13 protein-coding genes and 1 riboswitch are annotated in these 15,967 nt (G+C 35.2%); of the genes, 11 read left to right on the forward strand and 2 right to left on the reverse strand.

What is annotated here, in order from left to right:
- Positions 1–31: 31 nt before the first annotated feature.
- The 7 genes from DT250_RS19700 to DT250_RS19735 all read left to right on the forward strand — a co-directional run bounded on the left by DT250_RS19700 (position 32) and on the right by DT250_RS19735 (position 8,379).
- Positions 32–1,969 (forward strand): ATP-dependent DNA helicase, encoded by a 1,938-nt coding sequence (locus DT250_RS19700; RefSeq protein ID WP_000493718.1) that lies wholly within the window; start codon positions 32–34, stop codon positions 1,967–1,969.
- Positions 1,970–2,069: 100 nt separating this feature from the next.
- Complete coding sequence (gene ypwA / locus DT250_RS19705) at positions 2,070–3,587, forward strand: carboxypeptidase (RefSeq protein WP_149213573.1); 1,518 nt, start codon at positions 2,070–2,072, stop codon at positions 3,585–3,587.
- A gap of 48 nt (positions 3,588–3,635) precedes the next feature.
- Positions 3,636–4,106: a GNAT family N-acetyltransferase gene (locus tag DT250_RS19710; protein WP_149213574.1), complete on the forward strand. Its 471-nt coding sequence runs from the start codon at positions 3,636–3,638 to the stop codon at positions 4,104–4,106.
- A gap of 158 nt (positions 4,107–4,264) precedes the next feature.
- Positions 4,265–5,011, forward strand: a complete 747-nt coding sequence (locus DT250_RS19715) for a type I methionyl aminopeptidase (RefSeq protein ID WP_149213575.1) — start codon at positions 4,265–4,267, stop codon at positions 5,009–5,011.
- A 116-nt stretch (positions 5,012–5,127) separates the two neighbouring features.
- Positions 5,128–5,229, forward strand: a riboswitch (purine riboswitch).
- A gap of 106 nt (positions 5,230–5,335) precedes the next feature.
- A complete protein-coding gene (locus DT250_RS19725; protein WP_149213576.1) occupies positions 5,336–5,929 on the forward strand; it encodes a xanthine phosphoribosyltransferase in 594 nt (197 codons plus the stop codon).
- 3 nt (positions 5,930–5,932) lie between these two features.
- Complete coding sequence (gene pbuX, locus DT250_RS19730) at positions 5,933–7,255, forward strand: xanthine permease PbuX (RefSeq protein ID WP_000809222.1); 1,323 nt, start codon at positions 5,933–5,935, stop codon at positions 7,253–7,255.
- Between the two features lie 425 nt (positions 7,256–7,680).
- Complete coding sequence (locus tag DT250_RS19735) at positions 7,681–8,379, forward strand: YwqG family protein (RefSeq protein WP_149213577.1); 699 nt, start codon at positions 7,681–7,683, stop codon at positions 8,377–8,379.
- A gap of 182 nt (positions 8,380–8,561) precedes the next feature.
- Here DT250_RS19735 and DT250_RS19740 read toward each other — a convergent pair whose 3' ends face one another.
- Positions 8,562–9,725, reverse strand: a complete 1,164-nt coding sequence (locus tag DT250_RS19740) for a DUF418 domain-containing protein (protein ID WP_149213578.1) — start codon at positions 9,723–9,725, stop codon at positions 8,562–8,564.
- 548 nt (positions 9,726–10,273) lie between these two features.
- Here DT250_RS19740 and DT250_RS19745 point away from each other — a divergent pair.
- Complete coding sequence (locus DT250_RS19745; RefSeq protein ID WP_149213579.1) at positions 10,274–13,933, forward strand: dynamin family protein; 3,660 nt, start codon at positions 10,274–10,276, stop codon at positions 13,931–13,933.
- 3 nt (positions 13,934–13,936) lie between these two features.
- On the opposite strand, the gene DT250_RS19750 is transcribed toward DT250_RS19745, so the two are convergent.
- Positions 13,937–14,191: a DUF3931 domain-containing protein gene (locus tag DT250_RS19750; RefSeq protein WP_000369740.1), complete on the reverse strand. Its 255-nt coding sequence runs from the start codon at positions 14,189–14,191 to the stop codon at positions 13,937–13,939.
- Positions 14,192–14,263: 72 nt separating this feature from the next.
- Here DT250_RS19750 and DT250_RS19755 point away from each other — a divergent pair, with 72 nt between their 5' ends.
- Genes DT250_RS19755 through DT250_RS19765 form a run of 3 tightly spaced genes read left to right on the forward strand, consistent with a single transcriptional unit; the run spans position 14,264 to position 15,861 of the window.
- Positions 14,264–14,731 carry a GNAT family N-acetyltransferase gene (locus DT250_RS19755; protein ID WP_149213580.1) on the forward strand — a complete coding sequence of 156 codons (468 nt, stop codon included), beginning with the start codon at positions 14,264–14,266 and terminating at the stop codon, positions 14,729–14,731.
- A gap of 21 nt (positions 14,732–14,752) precedes the next feature.
- Complete coding sequence (locus tag DT250_RS19760) at positions 14,753–15,025, forward strand: YpbS family protein (protein WP_149213581.1); 273 nt, start codon at positions 14,753–14,755, stop codon at positions 15,023–15,025.
- A 2-nt stretch (positions 15,026–15,027) separates the two neighbouring features.
- Positions 15,028–15,861 carry a sulfurtransferase gene (locus DT250_RS19765; protein WP_064056757.1) on the forward strand — a complete coding sequence of 278 codons (834 nt, stop codon included), beginning with the start codon at positions 15,028–15,030 and terminating at the stop codon, positions 15,859–15,861.
- Positions 15,862–15,967: the final 106 nt, after the last annotated feature.

Below are 15,967 nucleotides of genomic sequence, written 5' to 3' on the forward strand. Positions count from 1 at the left end.
TATAGAAAAACTTTTTGGTTGGAGGCTAAGGATGTTTACTGAGAAGAGATTACCATTTGAAGTAGGAAAACAAGATAATTTTTATGATAAGTTGAATGAATGGATTGGAGATGTGTTTTACGATATCCTTCCGGAAAAAGGCTTTGAAGAGCGTGATGAACAAATTTTTATGGCGTTTCAATTAGAGCGTGCTTTCCAAGAAAAGAAAGTAATGTTCGCAGAAGCGGGTGTAGGAACAGGAAAAACAATTGTATATCTTCTATATGCAATTTGCTATGCGCGTTATACTGGAAAACCAGCTATTATCGCTTGTGCTGATGAAACGTTAATTGAGCAGCTTGTGAAAGAAGAAGGAGACATTGCTAAGTTATCTGAAGCATTAGGACTATCTGTTGATGTTAGACTTGCGAAATCAATGGATAATTATTTATGTTTACGTAAACTTGAAGATGTTATGAGTGGACGAGCTCCAGAAGTAATTGAAGATGTATACTACGAATTACCACAGTTTGTATTCGATCATGGTACGATGCAAAACTTTACTCACTACGGCGACAGAAAAGAATTTCCACTTTTAAATGATGAGGAATGGTCAAAAGTAAATTGGGATTACTTCCAAGATTGCTTCACTTGTGATTCTCGTCATCGTTGTGGTCAAACTCTTTCTCGTGAACATTATCGTAAAGCGGCAGATTTAATTATTTGTTCTCAAGATTTCTACATGGATCATATTTGGACGTACGATGCTCGTAAGCGTGAAGGGCAAATTCCGTTATTACCTGAAAGTAGCTGCGTTGTATTCGATGAAGGACATCTTGTAGAATATGCAGCTCAAAAAGCTTTAACATATCGTTTAAAGCAAACGATGATGGAGCAACTTTTAACAAGATTGTTGCAAAATGATATTCGTGAAGAGTTTGCACATTTAGTAGAAGAAACAATTTGGCAAACAGAGCGATTCTTTGATGTGTTACAAGAAAATAAAAAGGAAATCGCCGGTTCTGATCGTTTAGAAATTACTGTAACAGAAAAAGTAACAGCTGAAGCGAATAGACTTTATGCGAAAATTGGTGAAGTCGGTGATGCATTAGTATTTGAAAGTGAAATGCATACAGTAAACACGTATGATTTAAATATTGTTGATGAACATTTAGATGTATTAGAACATTCACTTCGTCTGTTCATGCACGAGAAAAATGTAATTACATGGGGTGAAGAAGGTGATGGAGCCTTCACGTTAGTGATTATGCCACGTGCAGTTGAAGAAGTATTACAAGAGAAAGTATTTTCGAAGAAAATCCCGTATATTTTCTCTTCTGCTACATTATCTAACAACGATTCATTCGCATTTACAGCAAATAGCCTAGGGGTAAAAGATTACTTATCATTCTCAGTTGCCTCACCGTTTGATTATGAGGAGCAAATGGCAGTAAACTTACTATCGCATACGAAAGAAAATGAATGGGAAAGAAAGTGTCAATATACACTTGAAAATATACAGAAAACAAATGGACGTACACTTGTATTATTCCGTACAACACAAGAACTTGCAGCGTTTAAAGAATATGTAAGTAAAGAACAAATGTCCGTTCCGTTCCTATATGAAGGGGATCAAGAAATTAGTCAGCTCGTTTCTCGTTTCCAAAATGAAGAAGAGACTGTACTTTGTGCTGTTCATTTATGGGAAGGTTTAGATATTCCTGGTTCATCATTATCGCATGTTATTATTTGGTCATTACCATTCCCTCCAAACGATCCTGTGTTTGAAGCGAAGCGTAAACATGTAAATGATCCATTCTGGGATGTAGATGTACCGTATATGATTTTACGTCTTCGTCAAGGGATTGGACGTTTAATTCGTACGAGCGACGATAAAGGGGCTATATCAATCTTCTTATCTGATACAGAAGATGAGAAAGTGATAGAAGCGGTGAAAAACGTACTACCAGTAGAAGGTAAAGAATTATAAGGAGAAAGCTTGGCGCTTGCCAAGCTTTTTTTCTATTATAAAAGGAATTTAGGTTTCCATGTCGAATTAAGTTTGAGGTAGAAAAGGGAGGTTTTATACGATGACAGTAGCTACATATGAAGTAGAAAAACAATTTTTAACATATGTGAAGAAGATACAAAATTACGGTGAAGCATTAAGCTTAATGTTTTGGGACTTAAGAACAGGTGCGCCTAAAAAAGGTGTAGACCAGCGTTCAGAAGTAATTGGTATGCTTTCATCAGAAGTGTTTGTCATGTCAACTTCAGATGAGATGGGAAATTATTTAACTGAGCTTGAAGCTTTAATAAGTGAAGATAAACTTTCTGAAACGACGAAGAAAATGGTTGAAGAGTGTCGTAAAGAATATGATAGAAATAAGAAAATTCCACAAGCGGAATACGAGGCGTATGTGAAATTAGAAGCGAAAGCGGAAAGTGTGTGGGAAGAAGCTCGGGAAAAATCTGATTTCGAAATGTTCCGTCCGTATTTAGAACAAATAGTTGAATTTAAAAAGAAATTCATTACATATTGGGGTTACGAAACATATAAATATAATACATTATTAGATATGTATGAGCCAGGTATTACAGTAGAAGTGTTAGATCACGTATTTGGTCAACTTCGTGAGCGTATCGTTCCGCTCGTAAAAGAAATATCGGAGTCACAAAAGAGATTAAAGACAAGTGCTTTATCAGAACATTTTTCAAAAGAAAAACAAAAGAACTTTACATTAGAGTTATTAAAGCAATTGAATTATGACTTTGAAGCAGGTCGTCTTGATGAAACGGTACATCCATTTGAGATTACATTAAATAGAGGGGACGTTCGTATTACAACACGCTATGATGAAAAAGATTTCCGTATGGCAGTGTTTGGAACAATTCATGAATGTGGCCATGCTGTATATGAACAAAATATTGCAGAGAAATTCGAAGGTACACCGCTATGTAGTGGAACTTCTATGGGTATTCATGAGTCACAATCATTATTCTTTGAGAACTTTATCGGTCGTAATAAATCATTCTGGAAGAAAAATTATGATTTATTAAAAGAGTATAGCGATGGTCAATTCAATGATATATCAGTAGATGAGTTTTATGATGCAATTAACGAATCGAAGCCATCGTTCATTCGTATAGAAGCAGATGAGCTTACATATCCGCTTCACGTCATGGTTCGTTATGAACTTGAGAAAGAATTATTTGATGGTACATTACAAGTGAAGGATTTGCCAGCGGCTTGGAATGATAAGATGGAAGCATATTTAGGAATTCGTCCGGAAAGCAATGCACAAGGTGTATTGCAAGATGTTCACTGGGCTGGTGGTTCATTTGGATACTTCCCATCTTATGCGCTTGGTTATATGTATGCAGCGCAATTTAAGCAAAGAATGTTAAAAGACATTCCGAACTTTGATGCATTATTAGAAGAAGGAAACGTAACACCAATTCGTGAATGGTTAACAGAAAATATTCACCAATACGGTAAAACGAAAAAGCCACTTGAAATTTTAGAAGATGTGACAGGTGAAGGATTAAATGCAAACTACTTAGCAGATTATTTAGAAGCGAAGTATAAAGAAATCTATGAGTTATAAAAAAGAGCTGCTTAATTGGAGCTCTTTTTTTCAAGGGGGGATAGAAGAATGGATTATACATATACAGTAATGACGCAAGAAGAAGCAGAAGAAATTGCATATAACTGGCATTATGAAGGGAGGTATTCCTTTTACGATATAGGTGCAGATGAAGAAGATTTAGCTGAGTTTTTACATGATGAGAGTAGAGGAAATCATACATTTTCTGTGAAGGAAAACGGCACTCTCATTGGTTTTTTTACTGTTTGTAAAATAAATGATGGAACGGTTGATATAGGTCTTGGAATGAGACCTGATATAACTGGAAATGGATTTGGTTTACAGTTCGTAAACGCTGGACTAGCTTTTAGTAAAGAAAAATATGGTTGCAATTATATAACACTATCAGTAGCGACATGTAATGAGAGAGCGATTAAAGTGTATAAAAGAGCAGGATTTGAAGCTGTTGGAACGTTTATACAGAAAAGAAATGGTAGTTGTTTTGAGTTTTTGAAAATGAATTATATATGTAAAAAATGATTAAGAAACAGAGGGGATTTTCTGTTTCTTTATTTTGATTTAGAAGTATAGGATACATATTTTTGTACTTGTTGTAATTGGGAGTTTTGAAATTTTGACAGAGGATGTGTATGATTGAACTTTAGTAGCAAATAGCAGGTTTAGCAAGGAGAGGTAGAATGATTACAATTAAAACGAAAAATGAAATAGATTTGATGCATGAATCTGGGAAATTACTTGCTTCATGTCATAGGGAAATTGCCAAAATGATGAAACCAGGTATTACGACAAAAGAAATTGATACGTTTGTTGAAGCATATTTAGAAAAGCATGGTGCAACATCTCAGCAGAAAGGTTACAACGGGTATCCATATGCGATATGTGCATCTGTAAATGCTGAAATGTGCCATGGGTTTCCCGCCGATGTTCCTTTAACTGAGGGGGATATTGTAACAATTGACATGGTAGTAAACTTAAATGGTGGTCTTTCAGATTCTGCTTGGACGTATAGAATTGGAAATGTTTCTGATGAAGCAGAAAAGTTATTGTTAGTAGCTGAGAATGCTTTATATAAAGGGATTGATCAGGCGGTAATCGGTAATCATGTAGGAGACATTGGATATGCAATTGAAAGTTATGTAGCTACTGAAGGTTTTTCGGTTGCAAGAGACTTTACGGGGCACGGGATTGGTAAAGAGATTCATGAAGAACCAGCAATTTTTCATTTTGGGAAACAAGGACAAGGGCCTGAACTACAAGAAGGAATGGTAATTACAATTGAGCCTATTGTCAATGTAGGTATGCGATATTCGAAAGTAGATTTAAATGGATGGGCTGCAAGAACGATGGACGGGAAATTATCAGCGCAATATGAGCATACAATTGCGATTACAAAAGATGGGCCGATTATTTTAACGACACTTTGAAATAATATGTAAGAGTTTACAAAACTCGAACAAAAATGATGTTTTTATAAAATTTGTACGTGTTTTATTAAGAAATGCTTTTCAAAGTATAAAAAGTGCGTTATAATCCATCTATAAAATAAATAGTTAGCTACACTCATATAATCGCGGGGATATGGCCTGCAAGTTTCTACCGAAGTACCGTAAATACTTTGACTATGAGTGAGGACGAATATATTTGCTTGTTTAGCATTCTTTTTTGCGAAACTCCAAAAGCGCGTCTCTCACTTGTAACGAGTGGTGGCGGCTTTTGGAGTTTTTTATTGCATAAGAGGGGGAACAAACATGAAAGTATTACAAGAAAAGATTTTGAACGAAGGAAAGGTTTTATCTGGTGACGTATTAAAGGTAGATTCATTTTTAAATCATCAAATTGACCCAGTACTTATGCAAGAGATCGGAAAAGAATTTGCTAAACGTTTTAAAGAAGAGAACATTACAAAAATCGTGACGATTGAATCTTCAGGCATTGCACCAGCAGTTATGGCTGCATTAGAGCTTGGTGTAAAAGTAATCTTTGCAAGAAAACGTAAATCGTTAACGTTACAAGATAATATGTACATTGCAAACGTATATTCATTTACGAAACAAGAAACGAATGAAATTTCATTATCTCGAAATCATATCGATGAAAATGATCGTGTTTTAATTATCGATGATTTTTTAGCAAATGGTCAGGCTGCTTTAGGTTTAATGAGTTTAGTAGAGCAAGCAGGAGCAAGTATTGCAGGAATTGGTATTGTTATTGAAAAAGCATTTCAAGATGGAGGAAAGAAGCTTCGTGAACAAGGAGTTCGTGTTGAGTCACTAGCAGAAATTGCATCACTTGATAACGGCACAGTTACATTTGTACAGCAAGAAACTGCGGAGGTGAAATAAACGATGAAGCAACATCCATTTAAAATCGCATCGCTTGGTATGCAGCATATGCTGGCGATGTATGCTGGTGCAATTATTGTTCCGCTTATTGTGGGCGGCGGACTTGGTTTAAATCAAAAAGAGTTAACATATTTAGTCTCGATTGATTTATTAATGTGCGGTGTTGCGACGATTTTACAAGCATTATCAAATCGCTTTTTCGGTATTGGACTTCCCGTTGTACTTGGTTGCACATTTACAGCGGTTGGGCCGATGATTGCAATCGGGAAACAATATGGCGTGTCTTCTATTTATGGAGCGATTATTGCTGCCGGGTTATTCGTTGTTATTTTTGCGAAATTATTTGGAAAGCTTGTAAAACTGTTTCCACCTGTTGTAACAGGATCTGTCGTTACCGTAATTGGAGTTACACTTGTTCCAGCAGCGATTAATGATATGGCTGGGGGAGTAGGAAGTAAGGATTTCGGTAGTCTTGAGAATTTAGCTTTAGCATTTGGTGTATTATTATTTATCATCATTATGTATCGTTTCTTTGACGGGTTTATTCGTTCAATCTCTATTTTACTAGGTCTATTGTTCGGTACAATTGTTGCAGCATTTATGGGGAAAGTAAGTTTGCAAGCGGTTGGAGAAGCGGATTGGTTCCACGGTATTCAGCCATTTTACTTCGGTACACCAACATTTGAATTAACGCCAATTATTACGATGATTTTAGTTGCTTGCGTAGGGATTGTAGAAGCAACAGGTGTATATTTCGCATTATCTGATATTTGCAATAAAAAGATCGGTGAAAAAGAATTAACAAAAGGCTATCGAGCAGAAGGATTAGCGATGGTGTTAGGTGGTATTTTCAACGCGTTCCCATATACAACATACTCTCAAAACGTAGGACTTGTTCAATTAACTGGAGTAAGAAATCGCGTTATTATTTATACTTGTGGTGGTATGTTAATCGTTCTTGGGTTCATTCCAAAAATCGCAGCTATTACAACTATTATCCCGAAATCAGTACTTGGCGGTGCAATGTTAGCGATGTTTGGTATGGTAATGGCATATGGTATTAAAATGTTAAGTAGCGTTGATTTTGGTAAACAAGAAAACTTATTAATAGTTGCATGTTCTGTCGGAATTGGGCTTGGGGTTACAGTTGTTCCTACATTATTCTCACAACTTCCTGAAAACATTCGTATTTTAACAGATAACGGAATTGTACTTGGAAGTGCGTCAGCAGTACTTTTAAATATAGTATTTAATATGGTGCCGCAGCGTAAAGTGAAAGTAAAAGAAGAGCCAGTGTCTATGCAAAGTGCAGTAAGGGAAGCGTAAAAAGTAAGTAGACACAATACGAATTGTATGTAATTAAGCCTATCTCATTTGAGATAGGTTTTTAATTTGTGGTGATGTTTAAAACACCAGTCAAATTGAACCCATCGTTTTTATTACTGAGCTAGTTTAATAAGTTTATAATGTCTCAATTTCCAGATCTACTTTTAATTCTAAAGCTTCATTACTTCAGAAGTTTTACCCGATGATGCAAAACGGTGTAACTTTATTCAAAAAGGTATGTTTTTTTATAAACAGTACAAATTTGTTTTAAATCGACAGTAAAACTAGAAAAAGACCCTTGAAATTGCTGCTTAACAACAGCTTTCAAAAGAATCGTTATAACAAAAAATGTACATTATTGTTAGAATATAATTATTCGTTAAAATAAGGAGAAACCAAAATATATATTTAGGAGGAGAAATATTTTGGAAATAGATCAAATAAAGAATATCTTAAGAAAAAGAGCAACTATCTTTCAAACAGGCGGAAAAAGACCTGATTTATCTATAAATGAAAGTTGGATTGGAAAGATTCCCTATTCATTACCAAATGAAACTTGCCCAATCGACCGTTATCAAGATAAAATGTATGCGATTATGATGCTTAATTTAACACAAATACCTTTTGTTCCAGAAGCAGTAAAAGATATGAAAGCCATTGCAGTATTTCTTTCTCCAGACTTTGCTAAAGATTTGTCCAATTTATCAGGAAATTTTTGTGTTAGAGAATATGATTCTTTAGAGGAACTAGTACCGAATGAAATGTCACTTACGTTTCCAAATCTAAAACCTTTTCCCTTAATACCAAGATTAGTAGCTGATGAGTTTCCACAATGGGATACGGAAGATTTTCCTAACAACGTGCAAGATAGAATTATTGAACTTGAAAACACAATTGAGATTGACTACTACGAGGACATTTTTGAAGAAAATCATTACATACACAAATTAGGAGGCTATGCTTGCTTTGCCCAATCAGGTATCCAATGGCCCGCGGATTATGAATTTATTTTTCAAATAACAGACGATCCCAAAGCCCATTTAAAGATTATTCATGGCGGTGGAATTTATTTTGCTAAAAATAGTAAAACAAATGATTGGATCGCACATTGTGATTTCTTATAGGAATATAATATAAAGTGACGTTCTCTCATGTTATTTTTTCTCTAGTCCCTTTTAATATTTCTCCAGTTACATTGTGCCCCTTTACATCAATTAAAACGGTTTATTTAGTGCTACTTCAAATGCTGCAACTAGAACAATCGATGCAAAGTGCGGTAAGAGAAGTGTAAAAAAGCAAGGTCTCGTTACGAGACCTTGCTTTTCTTTTTAAGTGGCATCATTTTCCCGTAAGTACCAAGACGCCAAATGTACTCAAGTGGCCCGTATTGATAACGTGACAGCCACCAGCGGCTAATAAAGATTTGTAACGTATAGAAACTAATGCAAAATAGAGGACCTACCCATAATGGAGCAAGATAATCATTTTTGAACAATAGTCCGAATACAAGTAACGTAACAATTGTATGCGAGATGTAATTTGTTAACGCCATTCGACCAACATATTGGAATGGTCGTAATAATGTTTGCCATCTTTCTTTTTGTAATAAACGCATAAGCGTGAAAATGTAGAAGATGAATAATGTTTTTCCGCTAAACATTGCAAGTCCTTGCATATAAAGTGGTTCATATGACGATGTTGATAAGAAATAACGAACCATAAAGAACCAAAACGGTAATGTTAAAACGAACATAATGATTTGCCATTTTTTTAGTTTCGGATCTAACTCTTTCGTACGACGGAAAATGTCTTTTTTACCAGCGTATAAACCGAGTAAAAATAATCCGAGTGTTTCTGGAAGCATTGAAATATTTAGCCCTATCCCATTAGCATAAAATGCATGGAAACGATTTTGTATTTGTAACATCCAGTCTTCAAGTGGCATGATTGGTAATGATAAGCCAAGTTCCTCCTTTGGCATAAAGGCAATACCAATACTAGCAATTAGCATAATAAATTGAAAAATACTTAATAAAACGATTGCCCATATTAAAATGGTACGAGGTTCTCTCTTATAAAATAAGAATAAGAAAAATCCAGCGATTGCATAACTATGTAAAATGTCTCCGTCCCATAAAAGAACGTAATGTAAGAAACCAAATAATAATAAAATAAGTAAGCGACGAACAAATAAAGTTTTTGGGCGATCTGTTTTCGCTTCAGCACGAGTCATAAAAATATAAAAGCCTAGGCCGAATAAAAACGAAAAGATAGTATAAAACTTTGTTTGAATAAACATATCGTAGAATAGACGGATATAGCTATCTAGCCCCTCATAAACTCCTGAAAGATCACGTGAGTCAATCCCAGCGATAATAGGCCAGTTAACAAGAAAAATACCTAGTACAGCTATTCCTCTAATAATATCGATGGAGTGAATCCTCTCGCCTTGTGAAATATTTTGTGTCATTATTTTCCTCCTTGTTAAGTAATTCCCTTTTATTATACAAAATGTAAAGAGGAGGGTATATAGGTAATTTCCAATTTTTAAAACTGTTAAGATTTGTATTATGAGATATAATAAGAGTGCACAACAAGTTTTAACCTTCTTCAAAACAGGCAGTAAAGCTCCTTTCTATAAGGGGCTTTCTTTATGAAAAGTATTGATAATGATTCTCTTTAATGATAAAATGTATTTAAAAGTGATAATCATTATCAAAAAAGGTTGGTGCATGAGTATGGTATATGCATTAGTAGCAGGTACAGTCGCTGTATATGCAGTTATTGCAAAGTATGTTTTAAATGGAGTAGGAACAGCAAAATGAGTGATATGACATAAAATCCCTTTCATTTGTAAAAAGAATGAAAGGGATTTTTTATTTTTAATGAGAATATGCTGAAAATTTAGTATGATAGTAAAGTGAAACTGTAATCGATGAGGGGATGTATTTCCTGATGATTATGAGCTCGCAAATAGCGGGAAAAGTATATACATCTTGGATAAAGGGGAACAAGGGGATGACAAACATAGTACAGACAAACGGTATGAAAAAACTTGTTTGTTTTTATGAAGAGTGGCAAAAACACGGCGATGCAGAGAATAGTGTAAAGTTGTTTGAGGTGATTCAAAAATATAAACAAGAACAGCTTATGATAGCGTTCTGCGGTCACTTCTCTGCAGGGAAATCAACGATGATGAATCATCTATATAAAGCGCAGTTGTTACCAACAAGTCCAATTCCGACAAGCGCTAACGTTGTCAAAATTGAAAAAGGAATGGATCGTGTTGTTGTAACAGTTAAATCCGGTGAACAGTACGAATATGACGGTGCATATTCAGCTGAAGAATTAAAACAAATTTGTAAAGACGGTGATGAGGTAATCGGTGTACACATTTATCGGAATGATGCGCCAATTCCAGAGGGTGTTATGTTAGTTGATACACCAGGGATTGATTCAACAGATGATGCCCATCAATTAGCAACAGAATCAACGCTACATCTAGCAGACGTAATTTTTTATATGATGGATTATAATCACGTCCAATCGGAAGTGAATTTGCAATTTGTTAAAGAATTGAAACAACGTAATAAAACGGTTTATCTCGTTGTAAATCAAATAGATAAACATAAAGAAAATGAATTATCGTTTGAGGATTATAAAGATAGTGTAAAACAATCGTTCTCTAACTGGGATATTGAAGTAGATGGAGTGTATTATACTTCATTACGAATGATGAACCATACACATAATGAAATTGGGAGCTTAGAAACATTAATTACTTCTATTATGAAAGAAAAAGTGCAGTATGTAAGAGATGGAATGGAGCGAGAAACAGAATATTTAATGGGGGAACATTTTTCGTTTATTCTTTCAGAAAATGAAAAAGCTCTTTTGAAATATGAGGAAGAGCTAGCATCGCCGCTTTCTATTTCAGAGATAGTTGAAAAGAAAGAAGAGCTAACGGAAACTAAACAACGCGAGGCTAGTAAAGAATCTCATGTGAGAAACGAATTTATAAAAGGCTTACAAGCTATATTAGATAACGCGTATTTAATGCCATTTGAAATGAGAGAATTGGCAAATGCGTATTTAGAAACGAAATTAACTAAATTTAAGGTCGGTTTGCTGTTTGCGAAAGGAAAGACGGAGCAAGAAAAACAGAGACGTTTAGATGCTTTTTATTCTGCTTTGCAAAAGACTGTTGAAACGCAACTTGATTTTCATGTGAAAGAATTTATTGTTGCCTTCTTAAAAGAAGAAGGATTGTTCACAGAGGAAATTGGGAAAGACATATATGCTTTAGAAATTGCTTTTGGACCAGAAATGTTAGCTGAAGTCATTAAACAAGGTGCAGGTTTCACAGGTGATTACTTACTTCTTTATACAGCGGATGTAGCGAATGAACTGAAGAAACGTTATTTTACAAAAGCGCAGCAAATTTTTGATAAAAGTGCAGTCGTTTTAAAGCAAAAGGTGAAGGAAGCAGTCGCACGCATTGAAGAAGAGATTGAAAAATATATGATGTTGCAAACGGCAAAAGAAACGCAATTGCAATACAGTAACAATTTAGAGACATATGAAAGTTATTTGCAAAATGTTTGGCACGAGCGTGTTGCTACACCAGAAGGATTGCAAATAGAGGAGATATTGCAAAGTAAAACACAAATTGTTAGTGAGAAATTCACACTACAAGAGCAGGAAAGCGTAAACGATAACGTAATGGCTCGTGAGGAAGAGATAAAAGGAACGGCAGCTTTAAATATTCAGCGTATATTAGAGAAAGTGAAGAAAGCTGAAACGATATTAGAGCCATTGCCAGCGCTGAAACATGTACAACAAGAGGTAATAGAAAAAAGGCGTCGTGTGGAAACGAAACAATTTACAGTAGCGTTATTCGGAGCTTTTAGTGCTGGGAAATCATCATTTGCCAATGCATTGCTTGGTGGGAATGTACTTCCTGTATCACCAAATCCGACGACGGCAACGATTAATCAAATTTTGCCGGTTACAGAGGAAAAACCACACGGAACAGTAATGGTTCAATTCAAATCAAAGCAAGCTCTATTAGAAGATATGAAAGCTGTTTATAAGTTGTTTCATTATGAGATTACTACGTTAGATGAAGCGTTAGCACAAATTGATAAAGTTATGAAATATCCTTCACCAACTGGGAAGCAAAAAACAACATTTAGCTTTTTACGAGCGGTACAAAAAGGGTATGATACGGTTTCTGCTCATTTAGGGGAGCAAGTACAAGTTACATTAGAAGAGTTTTCTGATTATGTAGCGAATGAAGAAAAATCATGTTTTGTTGAGTACATGGAGCTTTATTATGATTGTGCTTTAACAAGGCAAGGAGTAGCGCTTGTAGACACACCTGGAGCGGATTCTATTAACGCCCGCCATACGGACGTTGCGTTCCAGTATATTAAAAACGCAGATGCTATTTTATTTGTAACGTATTATAATCATGTGTTCTCTCGTGCTGACCGTGAATTTTTAATCCAGCTTGGTCGTGTAAAGGATACTTTTGCACTTGATAAAATGTTCTTCTTAATTAATGCGGCCGATTTAGCAGAGTCTGAAGAAGAACTTGAAATGGTAAAAGGTTATATCGCAGACCAGCTACTGCAATATGGTATTAGAAATCCGCGTTTATTTGCAATTTCAAGTTTATGTGCACTTGAAGAGAAGCAAGGAAAGAATATTGAAAAAGAGAAGTACGGTATTTTACAAAACTCTGGGATTGCTAAGTTCGAGGAATCATTTACATCCTTTATGATGAGAGATTTAATGCTCGTATCTGTTCATGCTTTATATGGTACATTGCAAGGAGCAGATCAGCTTTTAGTAAATATGATAAACGGTGCAAAGCAGGGGAATGAAGAGAAAGAGAAGCAAACGAAAAAATATGAAGCAGAGCGTGATCAGCTACTTCATATTATTTCATCATATAGTGTGCTTGCTGAAGAGCAGGCGATGCAAAATGAAGTGAAAGAATTGCTTTATTACGTGCAACAGCGTCTATTCCTACGCTATAACGATGTGTTTACTGAATTTATTAATCCAGCATCGCTGCGAACGGATGGGAATGTGAAAGTGCAGTTGCAACAGTGCGTTATGGAATTAGTAGCATTTATTCAGCATGATTTACTACAAGAAATGCGTGCGACATCATTACGCCTTGAGAAATGGATAGATGAAGCGATGAAGCGTGCAAAGAATGAAATTGTGGTGAACTGTAAAGTAGAAAATGAATCAATTTCTATGAGTGGAACAGTGGATTATGAATATAAAGATATTGCACATAAAGAACCGTTCCCTTCAGTTGAAATAAAAGATTTCAAAAAAGCACTGGCGCATTTTAAAAATGAAAAAAGCTTTTTTGAAAAAAATGATAAAGCTTTCATGCAAGAAGAGGCTAAAGTTGTATTAGAGCCTTTCGTATCAAACTATGTAGCTGATGAAAAAAATTTATTTGTTCATCATTATAAGCAAGAGTGGGATTTGAAATGGAACTTATTCCAAAAAGTGATGCAACAAGATGTGATGAATTATTATGAAAGTGTATTATTTGCATTGGCTGAAACAATTGATGTATCACTATATGAACAAAGTAAAGAACAATTGCAAAAGCAGTTAGTAGAAATTGAAAAAGAAATTTATGTGATATAGTCGTTATGAGAAAAAGATTCGTTCAATTTTCTTTTGCAATACTGTATCTAAAGATTTGACAAACCCAGCAAATTCATCGGTAGAAATCATATGAGTAAGAACGAGGCGTCTGCCGTCTGGTGTTTCACCGCATAAGACGAATGAAGAAAATTCATATGTTTTGTTTTCTACTACTAATTTTGGGTAGGAATACGTGTCGCTTTTCTTCTTCTTTCCATCAATAGAGATGACGTTGCACTTTTTCTCATTGTTGTCCATGGTGAATCCCTCCTTTCTATTATTTATGGTAGACAAGGAGGGTTTAGAACAATAGAGAAAGGGGAGTTTTTTATGTGTGTAGTAATAGAGTATATTTCGAAAGAAGCTATACCGAAACCTTTATTATTGCTTGCTGATCCAAGTGAGGGGCAAATTGATACATATGTACAAAGAGGGAAAACATATGTAGCTAAGCAAGAGGGGAGAGTTATCGGTGTATATGTTCTTTTGGAAACAAGGCCGAAGACGATGGAAATTATGAATATTGCGGTTGTAGAGCATTTGCAAGGAAAAGGGATTGGGAAGAAGCTAATAAGTCATGCCATAGAAACTGCTAAAGGATATGGTATGTCAAAACTTGAAGTTGGTACAGGCAATTCTAGTGTTTCACAACTTGCTTTATATCAAAAATGTGGATTTCGTATTTTTTCTATTGATTTTGATTACTTTTCGAAGCATTATGAAGAAGAGATTATTGAAAATGGGATTGTATGCCGTGATATGATTCGGCTTGCAATGGAATTGAATGAGAACGTATAACTTATTTAGGGGGAAGAGAAGATGGAAGTACATAAAGCAATTACAGCACATTCTCGTAAACAAAATGAAAGTGTAAAAGCATGTTTACAATTAGATGCGCAGCGTGAAGCAGCTATTGAAGCAGCCGTATCTCTTGCGTCAAATGGGAAAGAATTTTCGGTTGATGTCATTAATGTTGTAACAAAGCAAATTAATGATCTTGCAAAAAATGGTGTTACACTAGAGCGTAAATATGTTACAGAAGAAATGGTTATGGAGTATGTAAGTCGTTTGCAACAGAAAGAAGGTCGTTAAAGATGATAGTTACAGTCGAATGGTTACGTGAGCATATAGAAGATGAGAATGTCCGTATAATCGATTGTCGTTTTGATTTAGCGAATCCTAATTGGGGTAGAGAAAAGTATGAGGAAGAACATATTCTTCATGCATTATATTTTGATTTGAATTTAGATTTATCAAGTCCTGTAACAGAACATGGTGGTCGCCATCCATTGCCGAATATTGAGGAGTTTGCAGACAAGCTTTCACAAGCTGGTATTGATGAACATACGACAGTAATTGCATATGACAGTCAAGCGGGTGCAAATGCTTCTCGTCTCTGGTGGTTATTAAACTATGTAGGACATGAGAAAGTATATATATTAGATGGTGGATTTCCAGCTTGGAAAGAGAATGGACTACCGATAACAACGGAAATTCCTGTTGCTATACGAAAAACATTCAAAGCAAATGTACAAGATCATATGCTTGTAACGATGGAAACGGTGAGAGAGAATATTCATGCAGGTGCAGATGTTACGTTAATTGATTCTAGAGAGCCAAAACGTTATGCTGGTGTAGAGGAACTAGTTGATCCAAAAGCAGGACATATTCCGACAGCAGTAAACTATTTTTGGAAGGATGGAATTGTACAATCAGGGCAATTTAAGAATGAAGCTGGACAACAAGAACGATTCCGAAATCTTTCGAAAGATAAGGAAACAATTGTATATTGTGGTTCTGGTGTTACAGCCTGTCCAAATATCCTTGCATTGAAATTAGCTGGATTCCAAAATGTTAAATTGTATGCAGGTAGCTGGAGTGATTGGATTTCTTATCCAGAAAATCAAATTGCAAAAGAAGAAGATTAATCACTTGCATGCAAAAATAATTTGTATTAAAATAAGGTCACAAGCAAGAAATTGCTCGAAAAACTTTGTATTTTACACATTGGAAACAATGTGATAATATAACGAC

Source organism: Bacillus sp. AR2-1 (genome assembly GCF_008368755.1).
GTDB classification, from domain to species: Bacteria; Bacillota; Bacilli; order Bacillales; family Bacillaceae_G; genus Bacillus_A; species Bacillus_A wiedmannii.